The sequence below is a fragment of the Halalkalibacter okhensis genome (genome assembly GCF_000787375.1).
GTDB classification, from domain to species: Bacteria; Bacillota; Bacilli; order Bacillales; family Bacillaceae_D; genus Halalkalibacter; species Halalkalibacter okhensis.
In genome coordinates this window covers 91,158-114,748 of record NZ_JRJU01000008.1, presented here as the reverse complement: position 1 = coordinate 114,748, position 23,591 = coordinate 91,158, and the positions used below count along the sequence as shown (strand labels likewise).

Genomic DNA, 23,591 nt, shown 5'->3' with positions numbered 1-23,591 from the left:
ATCTTTCTACTATTTTCTATTTATTGTAAACTGATTATGTTGCGTTTAAAAGAGAGATGTATTAGAAAACGCTTTACTTATTAGAAATGACTGATAGGGTGATACTTACAGTAAGAAAGCAGGATTAGGAGGTAGAGGATGAAGAAAATTTACAATGATGATGGCTTCGCACTACATACAGATGCATATCAAGTTAATATGACCGAAACATATTGGCATGACAAGATGCATAACAGGAAAGCGGTCTTTGAATTATATTTTCGCAATCTCCCGTTTGGAAATGGATACGGGGTGTTTGCAGGGTTGGAACGAATAATTGAATATATAAAAGATTTTTGTTTTACACAGAGTGATATTGACTATTTACGTGAGGCGGGTGGTTATGAAGAAGACTTTCTTGATTATTTAAAGACGATTCGTTTCACTGGTACCATTCGCTCAATGAGAGAAGGAGAACTTGTTTTTGGTAATGAACCGATCTTACAAGTTGAATCGACGTTGGCAGAGGCACAGCTAATAGAAACGGCATTGTTGAATATTGTCAACTATCAAACACTAATTGCAACAAAGGCTTCAAGAATTAAACAAGTGCTAGGGGAAGAGAAAGCCTTGGAGTTTGGTTCCCGACGTGCACAAGAAATGGATGCTGCTATTTGGGGCACAAGAGCGGCGTTTATCGCAGGATTTGATGCTACTAGTAACGTACGTGCAGGGAAAAAATTTGGAATTCCCGTTTCTGGTACACATGCCCACTCAATGATTCAAGTGTACAAAAGTGATTATGTTGCGATGAAGAAGTATGCTGAAAGCTGTGTTAAACGAAAAACAAAAGTGTTCATTCCACTTGTTGATACATATGATGTGTTGCGTTCAGGTGTACCTGCTGCTATTGAAGTCGCCAAGGAATTTAAGGGGAAAGTGGATTTTAAAGGGATCCGTTTGGATGGCGGAGATATGGCTTATTTGTCTAAGAAAACGAGAGAGATGCTTGATCAAGCTGGGTTCCACTCGACTCAAATTGTAGCTTCAAGTGATTTGGATGAGCAGACCATTTTAAGTTTAAAAGCACAAGGAGCCAAGATTGACGTGTGGGGAATAGGAACAAAGTTGATTACTGCCTTTGATCAGCCTGCTCTTGGTGCTGTTTATAAAATTGTGGCGATTGAAGATGAACATGGAACTATGGTCGATACCATTAAAATTTCATCAAATCCGGAAAAAGTCACAACGCCGGGTGAGAAGAGAGTGTATCGAATCATTAATAATAAGAACGGGAAATCAGAAGGAGATTATATTGCCTTAAAAAATGAAGAGCCACAAACAGAAGAACGCTTAAAAATGTTCCATCCAACACACACATTTATTAGTAAATTTGTAACGGACTTTGAAGCAAAAGAACTCCTTACGAATATTTTTGTAGATGGAGAGTTGCTTTATGATACTCCAGATATTTTCGAAATTCAAAAGTTTGTCTCTCAAAACCTAGCTATACTTTGGGAGGAGTACAAGCGAACATTAAACCCTGAAGAGTATCCGGTTGATTTAAGTCAACAATGTTGGGACAACAAAATGTCTATTATTAAAGAGATTAAAGCGGAAATAAAAGGCCAAAATGGTTTATAATATAGAAATTGGGCAAGGGTCATTGGACCCCCTTGCCCTTTTAGACAACCTCTCATGGATTATTTTTCGGGTAGTTCGCAACCTTGATCATCACAAGATGCACCTGTTTGTTCTACAAATAGGCCGTCTTGTTCAATAATCTGTTCCAACGATTGAACAAACACGTCAGTGGATTGTGCTCCAGTAATAGCATACTTTTGATTAACAAGGAAAAAAGGAATGCTGCGGATACCATACCGCTCTGCTTCTTTCTCATCTTGACGAACAATATTGCCAAATTCATTACTTGCAAGCATAGTTGCTACGGAACCTCGGTCCAATCCAACCTCTTCAGCAAGCGTCTCCAATGATTCATGATTTCCAATATGCTTTCCTTCAGTGTAATACGCACGCAATAAACGATCAGTCATTTCGTGTATCTTCCCATGTTCTTTGGCGAACATTACCAATCGGTGGGCATCAAACGTATTCGTTAAAATTTGAGTATCAAATCTGAAGTCTAAGCCAATTTCCTGTGCCATGCGTTCCATGTTTTGACAGTTAGTTTTTGCTTGGTCTAAACTCATTCCATATTTGGAAGCCAATTTTTCATATATGTTGTATCCTGCATCACGTTCCATCGCTGGATCTAATTCAAAACAACGATAGTCTACTTTAACAGGATGGTTTATTTTCTGAATGGCGTCCTCCAGACGCTTCTTGCCTATATAGCAAAATGGTCAAGCAAAATCTGTCCACATTTCAATGTGTAACATCATGAATCCCTCCAACAATACGATATGTTTTTTATGTTTCACTTTTAGTATATCGACTAAGAGGGTGTTTGACCAATAAATTGCAATAAGGGTTTTTTCGTAATGATGGGTCCCGCGAGAAAAGCGGCAACACTCCTACATAGTGACAGCAAATAAAATCATTCCAATAACCAAAAAAAGGATAAATAATGACAATACAATTCCGTTGTCACCATTGAATTCTGTCCCCGTATTCACAGCATCCACCCCTTACCTTTAATGTTTCCCTATAAGAGTATGTGGGCTAACATCTTTTGCTTGGGCTCAATATAAAATTGTGTAAGGTAAAATTAACTACAAAATGTGGATTTTGATGAAAGTTGCAGAGAAAGTAGTGGGTATATATGTCTATTTCTGATATAGTAGTGAAATGTATGAAAAATTTGGAGGGAAATACAGCATGAGAAACATCATTTATTCCTTTGTACTTATATTAATATTTGCCATCTTTTTAAGTGGATGCAATATAGAAGAGTCGAATCCAATAAAAGAAAAAACAAAAATTGGAATTATGTTGTCAGACGTCGGACTGGGAGATCAATCTTTTAGTGACGCTGCGTTCCAAGGATTGGTTAGAGCACGAGATGAGTTAGGAATTGTTTTTGACTATCGTGAGTTAAAAGATACAGAGACTTATGAACAAGGATTAATGGACTTAGTAGAAGCTGATCATCATCTCATTGTTGGATTAGGATTTATGGTACAAGAAGAACTTGAAACGGTTGCCAAACAATATCCAAATCAATTATTTTTGCTTGTTGATGCAGTGTCTGAAGTAGACAATATTATTTCATTGACGTTTAAAGAAGATGAAGGTAGTTATCTAGCAGGAGTGATTGCGGCATTAACGACTGAGACAAAGACCATAGGTTTTATCGGCGGTGATGATGTTCCACTTATTCAAAAGTTTGCAAACGGCTTTGCAAAAGGAGCGGCATCGATCGATCCAGAGATAGAAGTACTTATTGAATACTCTGGTGATTTTGGTAATGATGTGTTAGGGGCAGAGATCGCTAAAAATATGATCGATCAAGACAGCGATGTTCTTTATTCTGCTGCTGGATTTACCGGTGTTGGAGCATTAAGAGAGGCACAGCAAAATGGGGTTTATGCCATTGGGGTAGACAGCGATCAATTTTATTATGCGGAAGAGGCCATCATTACATCTATGATGAAAAACGTGGATGTTGCATTGTTTGATGCCGTAAAAGAAATTCAAGAACATAATCAATTATCAGACAAGCATATAGAGTTAGGGTTAGCTGATAATGGTGTCGGATTGGCTCCAGTTCGAATAATTAATTTAACAGCGGAACAGGAAGAAGAGCTAAGAGAGGCTGAAGAGGCTCTTTTACATGGGGATGTAATATTTAGTAACTAACAAAGAGATTGCAACAGGAGGAAACTCGATGTCCATCAAAAGAAAAATACTTTTTCATTCCTTACTAGCACTTGTCTTATCCATTCTTATGATAGGATTTATTATTACAAGGATGTTATCAATTCAAACTTCGAATCAAGAAAATGTAGATCTACTTATTGCTGTCCATGAATTAAATGCAGAAATGAAAGTGGCTATGCAAAGCATGAATAATTATGCTAATAATCATACCGAGAGCAATAAGCAAGAAGCATTAAATGAAATCGTGCTAGTAGATAACCTATTCGATAAGGTTGATTCGCTTTTAAACCATGATGAAGGTAGAAAGTCCTTAGAAGTAGCTCGCTCAAAATTTACTGAGCTAAAGCAAACAGCGGAGGAAGCATTGAGAGATGAGAACCTTGCGGAAGTAAAACGTCAAGCTGTGAGAACTCAAGGGATCTCCAATGATTTATATTTATTAAATTTGCATGCAACATCACATCATGATTATTTGCAAGAAACAACAAGGGCTCAAATTGAATTTATCATTACATTTGCCATTATCGGTAGTGTTGTTCTTGTGCTAGTATCCTCATTTGTGCTTGTACGTATGACAAATAGCATTACAAATCCATTGAAGAAGTTAACACAAAATGCTCAGGAGATTGCAGCAGGAAACCTAGCTGTTGACCAGGTTAACTACGAGCATAAAGACGAACTAGGCCAGCTAAATGAATCGTTTATCAAAATGGTTAATCAATTGACCGCATTACTCACATCTGTTGGATCGGCAAGTCAGAAAGTTGACGCGTATTCGAAGGAGTTAGAATTAGAGAATCGTCAGTTGTCAGAGTCTAGTCAGCAAATTGCGTTATCAACAGATGAACTATCTAAAGGTTCACAGACAATTTCAGAGGATTTACAAAGTTCAGTTGAGTTAATTGAGCAAATGGGCCAAGGTTTTGGCAGTAACGTGGAAAGAGCACAACAATCGGTTGACTATGCAAAAGGTGCGAATGTAGCGATTGTAAATGGACGCCAAGTAATTGATGAGCAACAAATGTTACTAAGAGAAAACGTTCAAGCAACTCAAGCTATTGAACAAGCGACCAAAGAATTTACGGATTATGCGACTCAGATAGAAAATATGGCTCATACGGTTTCCAACATTGCGCAACAAACCAACCTGCTATCATTAAATGCAGCAATAGAAGCGGCTAGGGCGGGAGAGGCCGGAAAAGGGTTTGCCGTTGTTGCAGATGAAGTAAGAAAACTCGCTGATGAATCAACAGAGGCGACGACTCATATTTTTGAGATGGTGATCCGTATAAAAGAAGGGTTATCAACGATTTCAAATTCGGTTGATCAAGGCGTTAAGATTTCTAAAGATCAAAGTCACCATATGAACCGTACACTTGAAACGTTTGAACAAATAGAAGACAGAGTACAAGGGATTTCAGGCGTCTTACAAGATCTAGTAGTGGGTGTAGATTCTTCGAAGAAGTTCAACGAACATGTTTTAAATAACGTTGAAAATATTAGTGCGGTTGTCGAACAAACGGCCGCTGGTAGTGAAGAAATTTCTGCATCGACGAATGAGCAATTACATTCAATTGGAAATATAGTAGATAAAATTCAGTCATTGCGCATATTAACAGATGAATTAAACGAAACACTTTCACAATTTAAGGTTGATTAAATTAGTGTTCATGACCTCTAGGTATATAGAATCTAGAGGTCTTTTTTTCTGTGAAAAAGGCAAATTTGATGATATATTAAGTACAATGTTAATGGGATATGCTGGATAGAAAGTAATCAAATAGTAGGAAGGGTGATATCATGAGACGAAATGATGAGACAGTCAATGGACATAGTATAGAAGATTTAAATACATATGCAAATATGACTAATGAATTTCATAAGGATGGCTCTTTTAAAAGGCAAGTGAATCGATTTACGACCCCTTTTGGTGAGCAACCCGGGGAATTGCCAGTAGAGCAAGGCCGCTATCGACTTCTTTGGTCGCCAGCTTGTCCTTGGGCTCATCGTTCTGTCATTGTACGCAAATTACTTGGGCTTCAAGACGCGATCAGCTTGGGAACAGCGAGTCCGATTCGTCCAAATATTGATCGTGTCGACTGGGAGTTCTCACTTGATCCAGCTAGAGTTGATCCTGTTTTAGGGGTTACGTATATAAGTGAAGTATACAAAAATGCAGATAAAGAATATGAGGGTCGACCGACGGTTCCTGTTCTTGTCGATGTCACCAATAACCAAGCTGTCTATAATGATTATTTTAAACTAACGAATTACTTTGAAACGGTATGGGCACCATTTCATAAACCATCTGCACCAAGCCTGTATCCAATTCATTTACGTGAAGAAATTGATTCACTTAATGAGCTAATTTTTGAAGATATAAATAATGGTGTATATAAATGTGGATTTGCTCGTTCACAAGAAGCGTATGAACAAGCGTTTGATGCACTTTTTGCTAGGTTAGATGCATTAGAGGAGCGACTTGCTAATCAGCGATTTTTGTTCGGAGATTTCGTCACAGATTCAGATATTCGTCTTTATGCTACATTAATCCGTTTTGATGTCGCTTATTATAATGGATTTAATACAAATCGTAATTTAATTCGGGAATACGAGCATTTATGGGGATACCTTCGTGATTTATACGATACACCAGGCTTTGGAGATACAACCGATTTTGATGCAATTAAGAAGCACTATCATTTATCTATTACCATTTTTCAGAACAACGGAGGGGTTAAAATTCTTCCTAAAGGACCTGATATAACAGCTCTTTTGTTGCCACATAACCGCCAATCTTTAAGTAAACAAGTAGGAAAATTTTTAATCGAGGAGAATTGATGCAAAATGAAAATACGTAATGCTGTGGAAGATGAAATCCAGTTTATTCGCACGCAAAGGGTTAATGCTTACAGCGAGCATGCGCAAGCTGTATCTGAAAAACATTGGCAAGCTCTTAAACAAGCAATCTCTTCAGAGGCAGATATGCAACCTGGAGTAGAACTAATTGTTGCTGAAGTAGAAGGAGAGATTATCGGAAGTGTAGCCCTTTTTCCACCCAAAGTAGACGCCTATGAAGGGCAGGTTGATGAGTTAGATTACTCAGAAATTCGTCTTCTTGCTGTTAATAAAGAAGCAAGAGGAAAAGGAGTTGCACACGCCCTGCTTACCGAATGTATTGCACGAACGAAAGCAAAGGGATATGATACAATTGGTTTACACTCCGCAGATTTTATGAAAAGCGCTATTGGACTGTATGGACGGATGGGGTTTCAGCGTTTGCCTCAGCATGACTTTGAGCCTGCAAATGATGGAGTAATTGTAAAGGCGTTTCGATTAGGTATTGGAATTGAATGAAAGAACTGAATTGATTCCATTAGAGGAGAATTTCTTTACCATATTTCAATTTATCTCATTTTTGAGGATGTTTCAAAAGGGAAGAAACCTTTTGAAACATCCTCTTTTAAGTGAGTTTTTTAGTTTAAGAGATATATGTTTAGAAACAGATTTTAGATTTAGGTGATTTGGATGGTGCGATTTAAGAAAATAATAGGCCATAAGTAGATGATTTATGGTCGTGTGATGTACATAATAGGGTATTATTACCAATACTAATCTCTCATTTTAGAGAATCTTAGTTAGTTCGGTAGATGAACTAAGTGAATTATTGCTATAATGAAGCCGAGTTAAAAGCATGCAATTACATTCATCGTTATTTTGTAAGCCCTTACCTATTGTGGTTGCATGCATCCATTTTTTATAAAAGGAGGTTTCGTTTAGTACTTTTCGTTTTTGTTTCAAAAATTCACTTTATGAAAAGGAGATTTTTAGATGCTACATATTTTTCGGAAACCGATTATAGCAGGGTTGGCTTTATCTCTCGTCTTCTCAGGTGGTATTGGAAGTGTCTCAGCTCAAGGAAATGCACATAAAGGAGTATTTGGAAAAGATCAGAAAGGCAACGGTAATGTTCAACCGCATGCATGGCAAGTGGCTTCTCTTGCTGAAAGATATGAGAGCGCTTTCGATATTGGTGCTGCTGTAGAACCTTATCAATTAAACGGAAGACAGGGTAAAATTTTAAAGCATCATTATAATAGTATTGTTGCTGAAAATGCGATGAAACCTATCTCTCTTCAGCCCCAAGAAGGACAATGGGATTGGGAAGGGGCGGATAAAATTGTTGAGTTTGCTCGCAAAAATGATATGAATCTACGTTTTCACACACTTGTCTGGCATAATCAAGTACCGGATTGGTTTTTCCTTGATGAGAATGGAAATCCAATGGTAGATGAAATAGATGCTGAGAAAAGGGATGCAAATAAAGCCCTTTTATTAGAGCGCATGAAAACACATATACAAACGGTCGTAGAGCGTTATAAGGATGATGTCGATTCTTGGGATGTAGTAAATGAAGTGATCGATGATAATGGTGGCTTACGAAATTCACCTTGGTATCAAATTACTGGTACCGATTATATTAAAGTAGCATTTGAGACAGCTAGAAAATATGCTGGGGAAGAGGCAAAACTTTACATCAATGACTACAATACGGAAGTACCATCAAAAAGGGATGACCTACACAACCTTGTAAGTCAATTGTTAGATCAAGGAGTTCCGATTGATGGTGTAGGGCATCAGGCACATATTCAAATTGACTGGCCTTCAATAGAAGAAACAAGAGAGTCTTTTGAAATGTTTACGGAACTAGGATTGGACAATCAAGTAACAGAACTCGATGTAAGTCTATATGGCTGGCCACCAGATAACGCGTATGAAACGTATGATGATATCCCTGCAGAAGATTTTGAGCGGCAAGCTGTTCGTTACGATCAGTTGTTTGAGTTGTATGAAGAGTTGGAAGCGGACATCAGCAGTGTCACATTCTGGGGCATAGCTGATAATCATACTTGGTTGGATGACCGAGCCGAGCAATATAGTGGAGTCGGAATTGATGCACCGTTTTTATTCGACGAAAACTACAGAGTGAAACCTGCATTCTGGAAGGTAATTGATTAAAACCTAATTGTATACCGTGACATATGAAAACAGCTCCGTTTAAACGGGGTTGTTTTTTTGTGTCTTTTACCAAGATAGAGGATAGGTAGTGGAGTAACTCTATTTTTTTACAAATGAAGGGAGAAAGTGATAAGAGTACATGGATGTCAATAACGGTAGACAATGTTCGTTGAGTATAGAGACTTCTATTTTGGAAGTTGATTCCCCTTTAAGAGAAAATTTCATACTCAGTTCATAATAATTTGGTAGACTAATTATGGTAAAATAAATCACGTTTCTGTTTCTTTTAAATTCACAGCTACTAGGAAAGATAGATCGTATAAATTTCGTTTCTAAAATATATTATCGGAGTTGAGAAAATAGTGAATAAAATTCTCGTAGTCGATGACGATTCACATATTCGAAAATTAATAAGAGTGTACTTGGAAAATAGTCAGTTTAGTGTGGTAGAAGCATGTGATGGAAAAGAGGCATTAGAACTATTATCTCATGAACCGATAGACTTAGCCATTGTCGATGTCATGATGCCATATATCGATGGGATTGAATTAACGGCGGATATTCGGTCGTTTTTGAATATCCCTATCTTAATGGTCACGGCAAAAGGAGAATCGCAGGATAAGGTAAAGGGGTTTAGTGCCGGTACAGATGACTATTTAGTCAAGCCATTTGATCCGGTCGAATTAATTCTTCGAGTGAAGGCCCTTTTAAAACGGTATCATGTATCAACAGAAAGTAGGATAACGATTGGTTCAACAACGATTGATTTAGAAAAACATTTGATTCAGTGTCATGATTTATCAGTATATTTAAAGAAAAAAGAATGCGAATTACTCTATATGCTAGCTAACTCACCAGGAAAAATATTCACACGTACACAATTAATTGAAAAAATATGGGGATTCGATTATGAAGGCGATGAAAGAACTGTTGATGTGCATATTAAACGATTAAGGGAACAATTAATTCCTTTTAAGGATATAACGATCACAACCGTTAGGGGGTTAGGTTATCGGTTGGAGGAGGCATAAGTGTTTAAGAAGAGTCTTTATGTAAGAATCGTAGCAACCTTTATTGGGGTTGTCATCATTAGTATAGCTACTTCCTATTTCATTACAGCTTACTTTTTTCTTGAAAAGGAAGTTGTCAATGTTACATCGCGTGTAGCAGAAATAATTGAATTAACCGATCCAGGAAAGTTGCCTGAAATGGCTGAAACATTGAGGTCCGCTCATTTTGATATTATGATTATGGATGAAGAAGGCGTTCCCTTATTGGATCAACATGCGCCATTTGACATCAATGATACAGATATTGAAAACGTGTTGATGTCTGGTGATCAAGTGCCGATGTCCTTCTCAAACAGGAAAGGTGACGTCACAAATGGAGCTGGTTTTCAAGTGGAAATCATGAATGAACCGTATGCCTTGTTTGTTCATTTGAATTCGGAAGAAGAAATGAAGGGAATAAGAGGAATTGTTAATATTTCTCTTATCTTAGTATTACTCGTTGGTAGCTTATTGATTTTATTAGCTTCTCGATACTTGATAAACCCTATTAAGTTGTTAACTCAGGCAGCGAAAGAGATGGCAAAAGGGAACTTCTCTGTACGTCTTAAAAGTAAAAATAAAGATGAGATTGGAGAATTAATCACAAGCTTTAATCATATGGCCTCAGAGGTTGAGAAGATCGATCAAATGCGTGATGATTTTGTGAGTAGTGTGTCACATGAAATTCAGTCGCCGCTTACATCAATTAGAGGTTTTACAAAAGCGATAAGAGATCAAGTGATACCAATACAGAATCAGAGAGAATATTTGGATATTATTTATCAGGAGACGGATCGACTTTCCAGGCTAAGTGAAAATTTATTAAGACTTGCTTCCTTAGATTCAGAGCATCATCCCTATCGTCCTGAATTGTATTGGCTTGACGAACAAATTAGAAGAACGGTGTTAGCAACAGAACCGCAATGGAAAAAGAAAGAGTTACAAATTGACTTAGAACTTGAACCTATTGAAGTGTTGGCTGATCAAGATCTACTCGAACAAGTGTGGTTTAACTTGTTAACAAATGCTATTAAATATTCTCCTCAAAAAGGAGCCATTCAGATTGAGCTAAAAAGAGGAGATCAAGGTGTGACTGTAAGTGTAAAAGATTATGGGAAAGGCATTGCAGAAGATGCCATCCCGTACTTATTTGATCGATTTTATAAAGTAGATAAAGCAAGAGGAAGCTCAGTGGATGGCAATGGGCTTGGTTTATCGATTGTTAAGCAAATTTTAGGCATTCATCAATACTCAATCGATGTCCTTACACAAGAGGGATTTGGTTCTAGCTTTGTTGTAACCATTCCAATCAAAACGGAGAACAAGAAGACGCTTAAAGAGGAATAAAATGTTAAAAACAAAGCCTACTTCACTTAATTGTGAGAGTGTGGCTTTGTTTTTTGAGGCTATACCCCAGTTCTTTTTCTTTGGTTATTTTGTTTTTTCGTTTGTTGGCTCTTCATTTGCTTAGTTGATTGGTACGGGTTGTTAGTCGGTCTATTTGAACTGTTTTGTTTTTTCTTGTTGGCAAGTTGTTGTTTTATGGCATCTTGTAGGCTGATTTTTTTTCTTTGTTTTTCGTCAGACATTTCATATCCCTCTCATTTTCAATTTCTCATTAGTATGTACAGTATATAGGATTTTTTATAAATAGTGTAAACTTTTATAACTTGTTGCTTAAATTCATTCTAAAAACGTTCATATAAACAATCTAGCGTTACGTATAATTTCCAACACCAATCACATTCTAAAACGGTAACAACTTTTAGAGATACTTTAAGATAGGTGATGGTTATGGAATCAAGCTGGCTTTCGATTGTACCATTTTTAGTGGTAATCCCTGTAGCAATCTACACAAAACAAGTTCTTCCAGCTCTTTTTTTAGGATTGCTTGTAGGGTCCTATATCTTGGAGCCATCGATTCTTGGTGGGATACAGGCAATGTTTGTCTATGTAGTACAAGCATTGATTGATAGGAATAATATTAAAATTATTGTCTTTTTATATGCTTTTTCTGGATTGGTTGGCATGATTAAGATGACAGGAGGCATAAGAGGTTTTGTTGAAAAGGCAGCGGAAAAAATTCAAACAAGAAAACAAGCACTTATTTTAACGTATGTGTCAACGATCGGGACATTTGCGGCACCGACGTTTCGTTTTGTCACAATTGCTCCTATAATGAGAGCTCTCTTAAAGAAAGTAAAGATGACCACGGCAGAGCTTGGTTTTGTCATTGAGACAACAGCAACACCAATCATTGTGTTAATTCCTGTTGCGACAGCTTTTGTTGGCTATATGGTTTCGATCATTCAAATAGCAACCGAGAATCAAGGGATAGAATTAGATCCTTACTCTTTATTTATCCAAAGCATTCCGTTTAACTTCTTTTCAATCGTCATGATTTTATTAGGTGCGTATTTAAGTTTCTTTCATCATTCAAAAAAGAAATCAACAGCACCTATGCAAATTGATGAGAAGAAGGTGGAAGAGGAAGATGATTGGCATGACTGTCACCCTGGCGTTTCAAAGGAGTTACCGATAAAACCACTGAACTTGCTTTTTCCATTAATATTGGTCATTGGTTTGACATTGTTTTTAACGTGGTGGGATGGTCATGTTCAGGGTTTTGACTTTTTTGAGGCATTTATCAAAGCCGATGTTTTAGATGCAATGGTAGTGGCTCTTCTAATAACAGTGTTGTTATCCATTGGGTTTTACTTGCTTCAGCGTTTCAAATTAAGTGAACTTATTGATGGCTTTATCGCAGGTGGAAACGAATTAATGTCGGTCATTTTACTGTTATCAATCGTGTGGGGACTCTCCTCGATTACCGATGATTTAGGGTTTTCAGCGTTTGTTACAGCACATTCAGGCTGGATTCCTCAAATGTTTATAGCCCCACTTATATTCGCGTTCGGAGCGGCTGTATCGTATTTTATAGGTTCAGCTTGGGGGACATGGGGGATTTTGATGCCTCTTGGGATCTCGCTTGCGCTAGTTGGTGATGTTTCGCTTCCATTAGTAATAGGGGCAGTCTTTGCTAGTGGGGCGTTTGGAGCGTTTGCCTCGCCTTTAAGTGATGATACAAATACCATAGCAAAGATTTTGGGTCTTTCTGTGATTGATTATGCTAAATATAAATTGAAGCCGGCGTTAATCGCAGCTGGGATTACAACCGGCTTGTACATTGTGGTTACTTTTATTATGTAAGATGTTCTACGAATGCTTGTTTTAGCATTAGGATTACCTAAGATTACATGAGTCAGCGCCATATTTGTTGAAGCCATAAGAGAACAGAGCTTGTCCTCTTATGGCATAGAACCGTTATCGTGGAACGTCTTCTCAAGTATGATAGCGGACGAAATAGATAAATTTCTGAAAACCACTCTCTAATTCTCAGTCTCCTCGCATAAATTTAAACGTTCCATTAAATAAGAATTGTTAGAGCTCTTAACATGATAGCTTCCCCCCTTTTAGAAGTCGTCTGTTCACCTAAAAACTAGGATATATAGTTAATTCCGTTAAAGCCAAGATAATCCTGATGACCCGGAAGTTGTTGTTTTAATGGTTGCTTGCGATGTACAATGAAATCGCTAGTTATAGAAATGAATAGTACAGTTACGAGTGAGTAATCTGCGTAACTATATTTGTTCAATTTTACGTTAGGAGAAGAATGGATGGCATCATTTTGGATTTGGTTGTTATTACTTGGAGTGTCTTGGTTCTTTGCGCTAACTCATTTTACGATTAACTTTAGTGAAATTCCGTTTCGTATGGTGGGGTGTGCTGGATTCTTTGCTTTGTTTTTTTTATCTCCTCTTTTTCGAACACGTCAAAGACTTCTGACCATTGTATTATGCTTAGCATCAATCATCACAATCCTCTCACTTTGGCCAGAGAAAGAAAGCACCCCGAACATATACATATTGCTCGTTCTTTTAATCATAGCAGGGAAGGCTGTATACAGACTTCAACCGTTACAAGCCGGAGTTGTAGGGGTAATTCTTTTTAGTGGTACATTGGCCCCATACTTTTTACATTATCCAAGTGTGCCGCCAATGTTTCTTTGTTTGTATGGATTAATCATTACTGTAGGGTTAACTCTTTATCGCAGACTTTTTATAAGTCATGAGGAAACTCTTGCTCGCAATGAAGCACTGTTAACGGAGTATCGTAAAATGAAACGTCGGGTTGTCTCAGATGAAAAATTAGCACGTCAAGAGGAACGATCGCAAATTGCTCGGGAAATACATGATTCGGTTGGTCATAAGCTGACAGCTTTATTAATGCAGCTTGAAGTTTTTCGGATGCAGTCATCTTCTGACGAAGAGAATAGGAAAATTGTCGAATTGAAAAAAATAGCAAAGGAAAGTTTAGAGGAAACGAGAAGTGCAGTGAAAACGTTGAAACAAGATGACGTAAGAGGCTTGTCAGCGATCATTGGGTTGATTAGAAAATTAGAAGCAGAAAGCTTTATACGAGTACAATTCACAGTTAAACATGGCGCATTATCAGCTCCTCTTTTGAATTCACAGGCTATTGCTGTATACCGAGTGGTTCAAGAGGCGTTAACAAATGTGATGCGTCATAGTGGAACAAGGGAAGTAGATATTCTCTTTGAAGCTCCAGGTGGAACACTTTTTCGTTTTGAAGTGTCCAATCAAACCATTGAAGAGGGTATTATTCGTGAAGGGTTTGGGCTTACGGCTATGAGAGAAAGAATGGAACATGCAGGAGGAAAAATAGAAGTGAAGCAATATAATGGAAGGTTTATCGTGCGTGGCACGTTATCGCTACCAAATGGGGGAGGGATGGGCCAATGATTCGAATCTTATTGGCTGAAGATCAGGGAATGGTACGGCAAGGATTAAAGATGATGATTGAGACCGACTCAGAGCTTTGTATTACAGGGGAAGCTAGCAATGGAAAAGAAGCTATCTTACTTTGCGAAGCGCAAACCTTTGACATTGTTGTACTTGATATCAGGATGCCTGTCATGGATGGGTTGGAAGCAGCTCGAATTATTCATTCTCGCTGGCCAGATCAAGTAGTTCTTATGTTAACTACGTTTAATGATGATCAGTATGCATTAGAAGCATTGAAAAGCGGGGCTAGGGGATATATGCTAAAAGATGCAGAGCCAGAAGAATTAATTCGTGCGATTCGAAGTTGTCTATCAGGAGGTCTTTCCTTACAGGATCATGTAGCAGCAAAAGTAATGCCCCGTCTCATTAAACAATCTGAGGTGCTAGAAGTTGACTCTTCGATAACGCCTCGTGAGCTAGATATTATTAAACGAATTGGAGAAGGGCGTAGCAATAAGGAGGTTGCAGACGAGCTTGGTTTATCCGTCGGCACGGTGAAAAATCATATTAGTCTTATTTTAGATAAATTGGACCTTAGAGACCGGACTCAAATTGCTATTTATGCGATCAGGCACAATGTAGTTTAGAAATGTATAGCTAGTTTCGTTTGCCTCTTTAAGATAAACCCTTTAAAAAGGTGCAGACTTAGCTCAAGTATGTAAAGAAAAGGTTCATGTCCCATAGCGCTGGACATGAACCTTTTTTTAGGCACTTTTTCGCTTGGGTACTCTCCATTTATTTTCTTGCTCCTCTCCCTCATCTAGCTCATCTAGTTATATTTTCTATAAGAATGGTTCCTATATTTAGTGAATGATCTGGTTATTATAGTAATCTTCGTTTCGTACAATTTCCAATAAACGGCGTCTACCTTCTTCTGTTAAATAGACACTTTTATCATTTAAGAGCTTTTTAGCTAAATCTACTGTGATTTTCGGCTCAATTTTTTTTTCGTCCACTATTAATCCCCCCTTTTCAATGTGTCTCATTGCTAGCTTATTCAAGTATAGTAGAGTTGAACTGGACAAGTATAATGCATATCGTGCGGATTTTGAATTTGTGTTTATCCCTAAAGGAAAGCATTTTGAATAATAAAATGAAATTTCTGTCTATTCTATTGCTTTAATTGGAAATAAGGGGTTGTAACGAATCTTGATAAATGGTAATATACTATTTAATTTAATGTATAACACATTTGCATTGAATTTCTTATTAGTATGTCACATATTACATTCAATAGACTATCAAAAGGTTCTATTTAACTAGGAGTGAGGAGATGATTTCTTGATAGTCTTTCAAGTTATTAAGGTACATATTGGGTGCCATTCTGAAATGACTAAGACCTACATGAAAGCTACTATGAAACAAAAAAAGTAAAGGGGAATCGGTGTGAAAGAGAAGGAAGTCGTCTATGTCGTTTCTGATTCAGTTGGCGAAACAGCTGAATTGATGGTGAAAGCTGTCGCATCGCAATTTAATGGAGGAGAAGTTGAAATTGACCATGTTTCATATGTAGAGGATGTCAATGATCTTGAAAACGTCATCATTGCTTCTAAATGCACCAACTCGATTATCGCCTATACACTTGTTATTCCAACTTTGAAAGATTACTTAGATAACAGGTCGAAAGAAGAAGGGGTTATGGCGATTGATTTGATGAATCCACTTATGGAAGCCTTTGCTAAAACGTTCAATAAAGAACCGAAGCGAGAACCAAGATTAATTAGAAAATTAGACGCAAACTATTTTCGAAGAGTCGAAGCCGTTGAGTTCGCTGTAAAATACGATGATGGGCAAGATAGTAGGGGAATTCAACGTGCGGATATTGTATTAATTGGGGTTTCTCGAACATCAAAGACGCCACTATCCATGTATTTGGCACATAAGCGTTATAAGGTGGCAAACGTCCCTTTAGTACCAGAAGTACGACCACCAGATGAGCTTTTTAAAGTGTCAAAAAATAAATGTGTCGGTCTAGTTATCACACCAGATAAGCTAAATGAAATTCGTAAACAAAGATTGAAAAACTTAGGATTGTCGGTGGCAAAGTACGCGGACCTCGACCGAATCCTAGAAGAGTTAGAATACGCTGAAAAGATAATGAAACGTATTGGATGTCCCATTATTAATGTCTCAGATAAAGCTGTTGAAGAAACAGCCGATTTACTATTAGCCATGCTAAAAAAGAGAGGGGTAGGATATCGTGAATAAATTTGTTTATATGTTCGATCAAGGAAGTGGCGATAAAAAGGAACTTTTAGGAGGAAAGGGAGCAAACTTAGCTGAGATGACTCGGATTGGGTTACCTGTTCCTTATGGATTCACTATTTCTACGGATGCTTGTAATGCATACTATGATGCGGGAAAATCAATTTCTGAAACGATCGAACAACAAGTGTTAGAAGCATTAACGAACCTCGAAGAACAAACAGGAAAAAGCCTAGGAGACCCCGAAAATCCATTGCTCGTATCTGTTCGTTCAGGAGCGGTTCATTCGATGCCTGGAATGATGGATACCGTATTAAACCTTGGGATGAATGATGAAACAGTTGAAGGAATGGCGAAGCTTACGAACAATCCAAGGTTTGCATATGATTCTTACCGTAGATTTATTCAGATGTTTAGTGATGTTGTGTTGAAGGTGGATGGCTTTTATTTCGAACAATTACTTGAAGAAATAAGGGAAGAAAAAGGGTACGAAACAGACCCCGAGATGTCAGCTGACGATTGGAAAGAAGTGATTCATGGCTACAAAGAACTTGTGAAAAGTCATACTAAAAGCTCTTTTCCAGAAAATCCGAAAGAACAATTATTCCTTTCAATCAGTGCTGTATTTGATTCTTGGAATAATCAACGAGCCATTGTATACCGCCGTCTTCAAAAAATCCCTGGACATCTTGGGACCGCTGTCAACATTCAGAGCATGGTGTTTGGAAATATGGGCGATGATTCCGGGACAGGTGTTGCTTTTACACGTAATCCTTCCACAGGAGAGGCAAAATTATATGGTGAATATTTGATCAATGCTCAAGGGGAGGATGTGGTTGCTGGTATTCGTACTCCTCAACCTATCGTTAGGCTCAAGCAGGAGATGCCAGATGTATACCAGCAGTTTGTGGATACATGTAACCTTCTTGAGAAGCACTACCAGGATATGCAAGATATCGAATTTACGGTCGAGCGTGGCAAACTATATATCCTTCAGACGCGGATCGGAAAAAGAACTGCTCAAGCTGCTATTAAAATAGCGGTTGATTTAGTAGAAGAAAAGATTATAAGTAAAAAAGAAGCAATCTTACGTGTGGACCCAGATCAGTTGAATCAGTTGCTTCATAGCCGAATTGATGATTTATACGAGAGAAGCCCATTGGCAAAAGGGCTTCCTGCTTCACCAGGAGCTGCAACAGGTCATGTTGTTTTTGATGCAGATGACGCTGAACGGTTGGGGAAAGAAGAGAAAAAAGTCATTCTTGTTCGTCCAGAAACGACACCAGATGATATTCACGGGATTGTTGCAGCGCAAGCTACTGTTACGAGTCGAGGCGGAATGACAAGTCACGCAGCTGTAGTGGCAAGAGGAATGGGGAAAGCTTGTATTTGTGGTTGTGAAGCTGTCAAGATCGACTTAAAAGGAAAACAGTTTAAAGTAGGCGAAATCATTGTGAAACAAGGGGATGTGATCACAATCGACGGTTCGACAGGTGAAATTTTCTTAGGAGAAATTCCAATGATTGCACCACAACTGTCAGAAGAATTTCAATTACTGTTAACGTGGGCCGATGAAGAGAGAAAACTAGGGGTCAGAGCAAATGCGGATAATCCAGAAGACGCACTAAAAGCAGTAGAGTTTGGTGCAGGTGGAATCGGGTTATGCCGGACGGAGCATATGTTTATGGATGCAAATCGAATTCCAATTGTGCAAGAAATGATTCTTGCACAAACGTATGAACAGCGCGAAGTCGCATTAAGTAAATTGTTGCCGATGCAACAAGAAGACTTTGAAGGAATCTTTGAGGCGATGGAAGGTCGGCCTGTTACGATTCGATTGTTGGATCCTCCTCTTCACGAATTTTTGCCAGATAAAGAGGAATTGCTTGTTGATGTAACAAAGCTTCAAATGACAAATCCGAATTCTGAAGAGTTGAAGGAGAAAGAATATCTCTTGCGAAAAGTGCGCCAATTAGATGAATTTAATCCAATGTTAGGTCATCGAGGATGCCGTCTTGGAATGACGTATCCAGAAATTTACGTTATGCAGGCAAAAGCAATCTTCTATGCCATTGCTAAAGGAATCGATAAAGGAATCGCTGTAAAACCGGAAATTATGATTCCGTTAGTGGGCCATGTAAATGAGCTAAAAGAAATGCGTCAGTTGGTTATCAATGCTGGGCTTCAAGTGGAAGAAGAAACAGGAAAGACATTTGATTACCTAGTAGGGACAATGATTGAAGTCCCACGTGCTGCATTAACTGCGGACCAAATTGCACAAGAGGCTGACTTTTTCTCATTTGGCACAAACGATTTAACCCAATCTACATTTGGGTACAGTCGTGATGATGCAGAAGGGAAATTCTTGCAAGCATATATTGAAAACAAAGTTCTGCCAGAAAATCCGTTTGCTTCTCTTGACCAAGAAGGTGTTGGCAAACTAGTAGAAACTGGTGTTAAGCTTGGAAGAGGTGCAAAGCCGGGATTAAAGACAGGGATATGTGGAGAACATGGGGGAGAGAAGCAGTCTATTGAATTTTGCCATGAAGCTGGATTGGATTACGTAAGTTGCTCTCCATATCGTGTACCGCTTGCACGCCTTGCCGCTGCTCAAGCGACGATTAAGCATGAATTAAAGCAATCGGTTAATGAATTTCAAGCTCAGAAATAAATTATCGAGGGAGGCTGAAGAGATCTGCACTGTTTTTGACCTTTTTGGCTCCCTTGAGCAATCTAAGGAGTCGCTGTTTGTAATAAGTGGGTTCCCTTACAAAGAAAAGTGGCTAAAGGGGAGTAAACTAGCAACTGTTGCTAGTAATCATTTTTTCAGCTAGATTACCATCATTATATGAATAACGCCATACCTTTTAGGAATACTACCTATGAGGTGAGAAAAATGGGTTTATTGAATGTTTTTGGAGATTGGATTGAAAAAAGGAATGTTCGAAGAGTAGAAATTTGCAAATCACAAGGAATGTGTCCTGAATGTCAGGGGAAAGGGTTCAATATGTTAGGAACGGAAGTGTATATGTTGAACTCTTCTTATTATCACTGTGCGGGTTGCAATGGGAGTGGCACTTACTTTGATTGGGTAGAAAATACATGAACTACGATTTCCTTTGTGGGAGTATAACGACCGCTAAGGAAATCGTTTTTTTGTTCCTCCATTATCTAGGGGATTTAAATATGGAAAAGCTCGATTTAGCAGGAAAGCAAGCATCAAACCACAACACTTATTGCCGAATCTCAACTTATTATTAGAACTTTTGTCATGTAGAAGGAAAATAGTCATACTCACATCTAATATGTACTTTAAACATAATTCTAAAAGAGGTGAGAGTATGGAAAACGGACAAAGAAAATATACGATTAAGGAAGTTTCAAAGAACTTAAAAATACCAGTAGGGAAACTAAGAGAATGGGAAGACATGTTTTCAAAAGCCCTCTATGTGCAAAGAACAAAAACAGGCGCAAGATTGTATTCAGAATATGATCTTGAGATGTTAAAAAAAATAAAAATTTTAAAGGACAATAACATTAATGAAGAACATGTGAACTTTATTCTTAATACAAATATTGAAATGGAGCCAAATGAGCTACTAAATGAAGCACCTCAAGAGTATGAAGTGATATTATCCTTACAAAATGAGACGATTGATAACATTCAAGAACTAACTGAATCGATTGCAGGACTTAAGGAAGAATTTATTCAAGAAGTAAAAGATGAAGTAAAGCATGAAATGAATGCGGGACATAGCAAAACGAAATCACTTATTCAATCCTATTCTCACACCATTATAGACACAGCTGAAAGCACGAAAGAAGAATTAAGTCGCTTAAGACAAGAAATTCATCGAGAAGAGGAAGAGAAGTTATTTATCCAGCAAAAACTTGAAGAAAGAGAAGTGCAATTTCAAGAGTTTGTTCAAGCTTATCGGGAAGCAGCAGCAACAAAATCGAAGCTTCCAAGTTGGTTAAACTTCTTAAAGCCGAAAAAAGAGGGCTCTGTCGATTATTTATAGCACAGGAACTGAATTAACCGTTCTCCTACACTATTATAGTGTAGGAGTTTTTTGAGACGAAAGAGTGTATTAGAAGGATTATACCAATTGTAAAAGTTGGTTTAATTGCCTTAGGGTACGGACAAGTATGACAAATGTCATATTTGTTACTTGACGTTCATGACTTCTTGAAACAAAGGCTCTCTATTATGATAGAGGTATTAGTTCTCCAACTCTAATTAAAAAGTGCCTTGTAAGGGGGAAGTCATGAGTAATCACAAATTAGCACAACTAAAAAAAAGCGTAGTACCATTTGAAAAATCAGACGTAAAATCAAGTATAAAACAGTTAATTAATACAGTGCCGCCGTTCTTTTTATTATGGTTTTTAGCGTATCAGAGCTTGTCAGTTTCAATTTGGCTAACACTTGCTTTAGCGATCGTAGCTGCAGGGTTTGTCGTTCGAATATTTATTATTTTCCATGATTGTTGTCATGGGTCGTTCTTTAAAAATAAGAAAGTTAACAATATTCTGGGGACCATTACGGGTATTATTACGATGTTTCCTTATGAAAAGTGGAAGCGTGAGCATTCAATTCATCATGCAACTAGTGGAAATTTAGACAAGCGTGGTACTGGTGACGTTTGGATTATGACGGTGGATGAATACGTGAATGCATCATTTAAAGAAAGATTGTCATATAGACTTTATCGGAATCCGGTTGTTATGTTTGGACTTGGTCCGATTTATTTATTTTTCATTACGAATCGCTTCAATCGTAAAGATGCAAGAAAAAAAGAAAGAGTGAATACACATGTCATTAACATTTCAATTGTTGCTCTTTATTCATTGATGATCTGGATGATTGGTTGGCAGGCTTTTCTTCTTATTCAAGCACCGATCCTTTTTGTAGCAGGAGCATTAGGGATTTGGTTATTTTATGTACAACATCAATTTGAAGATTCGTACTTTGAAGATGAAGAAGAGTGGGATTATGTCAAAGCAGCGATTGATGGAAGCTCATATTATAAGCTTCCGAAAGTGTTGCAGTGGGTGACAGGTAATATAGGATATCACCACGTTCATCATCTAAGCCCAAGAGTTCCAAATTATAATTTGGAAAAAGTACATGAAACAACCCCACCATTACAGAAAGCAACTACGATTACAATGGGTTCAAGTCTACAATCTATTCGGTTTCGCTTATACGACGAAGCTAGTAAAACATTTGTGAGCTTTAAACAAGTAAAGCATCTTATCCCTAACGCCAAGTCTAACGTACAAATAAAAAATAAACGGGTTAGCTTACAAGGGAAATCCTAATAGATATATGGTTCAAGTTTAATAAGGGCACTGAAAAAGGTAGATTTTTCCCTTTTACAGTGTCCTCTGTTAATATTAAAGGTTTTTTCTTTACTGAGCCGGACAAAAAGGTGGTCATTATTGTATGATAAGTACAAAGTAATTTTCCTCCTTACAAAAGAAAAGAAAGGGGGCTAATCATGCAAAATTGGTATAATATATTCCCAAAAAATACAGGCCTTAGTGTGTACATTTGGATCATTTTTTGTTTATTGCCTTTTTATTTTATCTTTAGGTTATCTTCTGCATTAGAGATTACGTTTGGTATTATAATGATTTTGTTATTTTTTCTTTCCTATCGTTTATCTTTTATTTCTAATGGAAGACTTGTCTATTTATGGGTATCGGTTGAGATGGCTATAAGCATAGGAATGACATTGTTTTACGGCTACGTATATTTTGCACTTTTTTTAGCCTTTTTTATAGGAAACATTCAAAGCAAAATTGGCTTCCTTCTGATGTATGTTATTCATCTAATAACAACGATTATTGCGGTTTGTTATAGCTTTATCGCACAAACTGAATTGTTCTTTGCTCAGTTTCCTTTTATTATCATTTCAGTGATTGGTGTGATTCTCCTTCCGATTACCTCTTATTATCGAAACAAGCGTGAGAAATTAGAGGGCCAATTAGAAGATGCAAATAAGAAGATTTCTGAATTAATGGTTGCAGAGGAGCGACAACGGATTGCGCGTGATTTACACGATACACTTGGTCAAAAGCTATCACTGATTGGTTTGAAAAGTGATTTGGCTAGAAAATTAGTTGGAATTAATCCAGAAGCAGCAAAAGCTGAAATGAGTGATATTAATCAAACGGCTAGAACGGCATTAAAAGAAGTTCGTGAGATGGTGTCTGATATGCGTGGAGCAAAGCTGAAAGATGAACTTGTTTATGTGGAACAGATCCTAAAAGCCGCACATATGGAATTCATCTTCGAAGGAAATGCCACTTTAACTAATACACCTTTATTAATCGAAAATGTCGTAAGTATGTGCTTGAAAGAGGCAGTAACAAATGTAATTAAGCATTCTCAGGCAACGACTTGTAAATTAGTAATTAAGGAATTAGATGAGGAACTACAAATTATTGTACAAGATAATGGGGTTGGGTTCTCTAGAAGAGATGATGATTTTGATGGAAATGGACTTCGTGGTATTAGAGAGCGTTTGGAATTTGTTAATGGAAGCTTGACTATTCAGGAATCAGAAGGAATAACGATTGATATTCGAGTGCCAAATGTGATTAAGCAAGCATCTAGGAGGGATTAA

General features: G+C 37.6%; 20 protein-coding genes. 17 read left to right on the top strand and 3 right to left on the bottom strand.

The window, feature by feature from the left end:
- Positions 1 to 138 precede the first annotated feature (138 nt).
- Positions 139 to 1,623, top strand: coding sequence for a nicotinate phosphoribosyltransferase (locus LQ50_RS08190; protein WP_034628012.1), 1,485 nt, complete (start codon positions 139 to 141; stop codon positions 1,621 to 1,623).
- 59 nt (positions 1,624 to 1,682) lie between these two features.
- Here LQ50_RS08190 and LQ50_RS08185 read toward each other — a convergent pair whose 3' ends face one another.
- The gene (locus LQ50_RS08185; RefSeq protein WP_084138670.1) at positions 1,683 to 2,330 is read right to left on the bottom strand and encodes a DsbA family oxidoreductase; all 648 of its coding nucleotides are present in this window, start codon (positions 2,328 to 2,330) and stop codon (positions 1,683 to 1,685) included.
- A 487-nt stretch (positions 2,331 to 2,817) separates the two neighbouring features.
- Here LQ50_RS08185 and LQ50_RS08180 point away from each other — a divergent pair, with 487 nt between their 5' ends.
- The 7 genes from LQ50_RS08180 to LQ50_RS08150 all read left to right on the top strand — a co-directional run bounded on the left by LQ50_RS08180 (position 2,818) and on the right by LQ50_RS08150 (position 11,234).
- Positions 2,818 to 3,798 (top strand): BMP family lipoprotein, encoded by a 981-nt coding sequence (locus LQ50_RS08180; protein WP_034628008.1) that lies wholly within the window; start codon positions 2,818 to 2,820, stop codon positions 3,796 to 3,798.
- Positions 3,799 to 3,826: 28 nt separating this feature from the next.
- A complete protein-coding gene (locus tag LQ50_RS08175; protein WP_034628006.1) occupies positions 3,827 to 5,479 on the top strand; it encodes a methyl-accepting chemotaxis protein in 1,653 nt (550 codons plus the stop codon).
- Positions 5,480 to 5,619: 140 nt separating this feature from the next.
- Positions 5,620 to 6,660 carry a glutathione S-transferase family protein gene (locus LQ50_RS08170; protein ID WP_084138668.1) on the top strand — a complete coding sequence of 347 codons (1,041 nt, stop codon included), beginning with the start codon at positions 5,620 to 5,622 and terminating at the stop codon, positions 6,658 to 6,660.
- A 6-nt stretch (positions 6,661 to 6,666) separates the two neighbouring features.
- Positions 6,667 to 7,176 (top strand): GNAT family N-acetyltransferase, encoded by a 510-nt coding sequence (locus LQ50_RS08165; RefSeq protein WP_034628004.1) that lies wholly within the window; start codon positions 6,667 to 6,669, stop codon positions 7,174 to 7,176.
- Between the two features lie 474 nt (positions 7,177 to 7,650).
- Complete coding sequence (locus LQ50_RS08160) at positions 7,651 to 8,838, top strand: endo-1,4-beta-xylanase (protein ID WP_034628000.1); 1,188 nt, start codon at positions 7,651 to 7,653, stop codon at positions 8,836 to 8,838.
- Positions 8,839 to 9,200: 362 nt separating this feature from the next.
- Entirely contained in the window at positions 9,201 to 9,869 is a 669-nt protein-coding gene (locus tag LQ50_RS08155; protein ID WP_034627998.1) for a response regulator transcription factor, read from the top strand.
- Positions 9,870 to 11,234, top strand: a complete 1,365-nt coding sequence (locus LQ50_RS08150; protein ID WP_052144655.1) for a HAMP domain-containing sensor histidine kinase — start codon at positions 9,870 to 9,872, stop codon at positions 11,232 to 11,234.
- A 59-nt stretch (positions 11,235 to 11,293) separates the two neighbouring features.
- Here the strand turns inward: LQ50_RS08150 and LQ50_RS08145 are convergent, their stop codons facing one another.
- A complete protein-coding gene (locus tag LQ50_RS08145) occupies positions 11,294 to 11,476 on the bottom strand; it encodes a hypothetical protein (protein WP_034627997.1) in 183 nt (60 codons plus the stop codon).
- A 205-nt stretch (positions 11,477 to 11,681) separates the two neighbouring features.
- Here LQ50_RS08145 and LQ50_RS08140 point away from each other — a divergent pair, with 205 nt between their 5' ends.
- From LQ50_RS08140 to LQ50_RS08130, 3 genes are all read left to right on the top strand, one after another.
- Positions 11,682 to 13,097: a Na+/H+ antiporter NhaC family protein gene (locus tag LQ50_RS08140; protein ID WP_034627995.1), complete on the top strand. Its 1,416-nt coding sequence runs from the start codon at positions 11,682 to 11,684 to the stop codon at positions 13,095 to 13,097.
- A gap of 467 nt (positions 13,098 to 13,564) precedes the next feature.
- Positions 13,565 to 14,710, top strand: coding sequence for a sensor histidine kinase (locus LQ50_RS08135; protein ID WP_034627994.1), 1,146 nt, complete (start codon positions 13,565 to 13,567; stop codon positions 14,708 to 14,710).
- The gene (locus LQ50_RS08130) at positions 14,707 to 15,339 is read left to right on the top strand and encodes a response regulator (protein ID WP_034627992.1); all 633 of its coding nucleotides are present in this window, start codon (positions 14,707 to 14,709) and stop codon (positions 15,337 to 15,339) included. Before LQ50_RS08135 ends, LQ50_RS08130 begins: the two co-directional genes overlap by 4 nt.
- A gap of 216 nt (positions 15,340 to 15,555) precedes the next feature.
- Here the strand turns inward: LQ50_RS08130 and LQ50_RS25385 are convergent, their stop codons facing one another.
- Complete coding sequence (locus LQ50_RS25385) at positions 15,556 to 15,708, bottom strand: hypothetical protein (protein WP_161784669.1); 153 nt, start codon at positions 15,706 to 15,708, stop codon at positions 15,556 to 15,558.
- 430 nt (positions 15,709 to 16,138) lie between these two features.
- Here LQ50_RS25385 and LQ50_RS08125 point away from each other — a divergent pair, with 430 nt between their 5' ends.
- The 6 genes from LQ50_RS08125 (at position 16,139) to LQ50_RS08100 (ending at position 23,591) form a co-directional block, all read left to right on the top strand.
- Positions 16,139 to 16,960, top strand: a complete 822-nt coding sequence (locus LQ50_RS08125; RefSeq protein WP_034627991.1) for a pyruvate, water dikinase regulatory protein — start codon at positions 16,139 to 16,141, stop codon at positions 16,958 to 16,960.
- A complete protein-coding gene (gene ppdK, locus LQ50_RS08120) occupies positions 16,953 to 19,628 on the top strand; it encodes a pyruvate, phosphate dikinase (protein WP_034627989.1) in 2,676 nt (891 codons plus the stop codon). The genes LQ50_RS08125 and ppdK overlap by 8 nt, the downstream gene beginning before the upstream one ends.
- A gap of 225 nt (positions 19,629 to 19,853) precedes the next feature.
- Positions 19,854 to 20,063 carry a hypothetical protein gene (locus LQ50_RS08115; RefSeq protein ID WP_034627988.1) on the top strand — a complete coding sequence of 70 codons (210 nt, stop codon included), beginning with the start codon at positions 19,854 to 19,856 and terminating at the stop codon, positions 20,061 to 20,063.
- Positions 20,064 to 20,298: 235 nt separating this feature from the next.
- Positions 20,299 to 20,979 (top strand): MerR family transcriptional regulator, encoded by a 681-nt coding sequence (locus LQ50_RS08110; RefSeq protein WP_034627985.1) that lies wholly within the window; start codon positions 20,299 to 20,301, stop codon positions 20,977 to 20,979.
- A 246-nt stretch (positions 20,980 to 21,225) separates the two neighbouring features.
- Positions 21,226 to 22,281: a Delta(5) desaturase DesA gene (gene desA, locus LQ50_RS08105; RefSeq protein ID WP_034627982.1), complete on the top strand. Its 1,056-nt coding sequence runs from the start codon at positions 21,226 to 21,228 to the stop codon at positions 22,279 to 22,281.
- 179 nt (positions 22,282 to 22,460) lie between these two features.
- Positions 22,461 to 23,591, top strand: a complete 1,131-nt coding sequence (locus LQ50_RS08100; RefSeq protein ID WP_034627980.1) for a sensor histidine kinase — start codon at positions 22,461 to 22,463, stop codon at positions 23,589 to 23,591.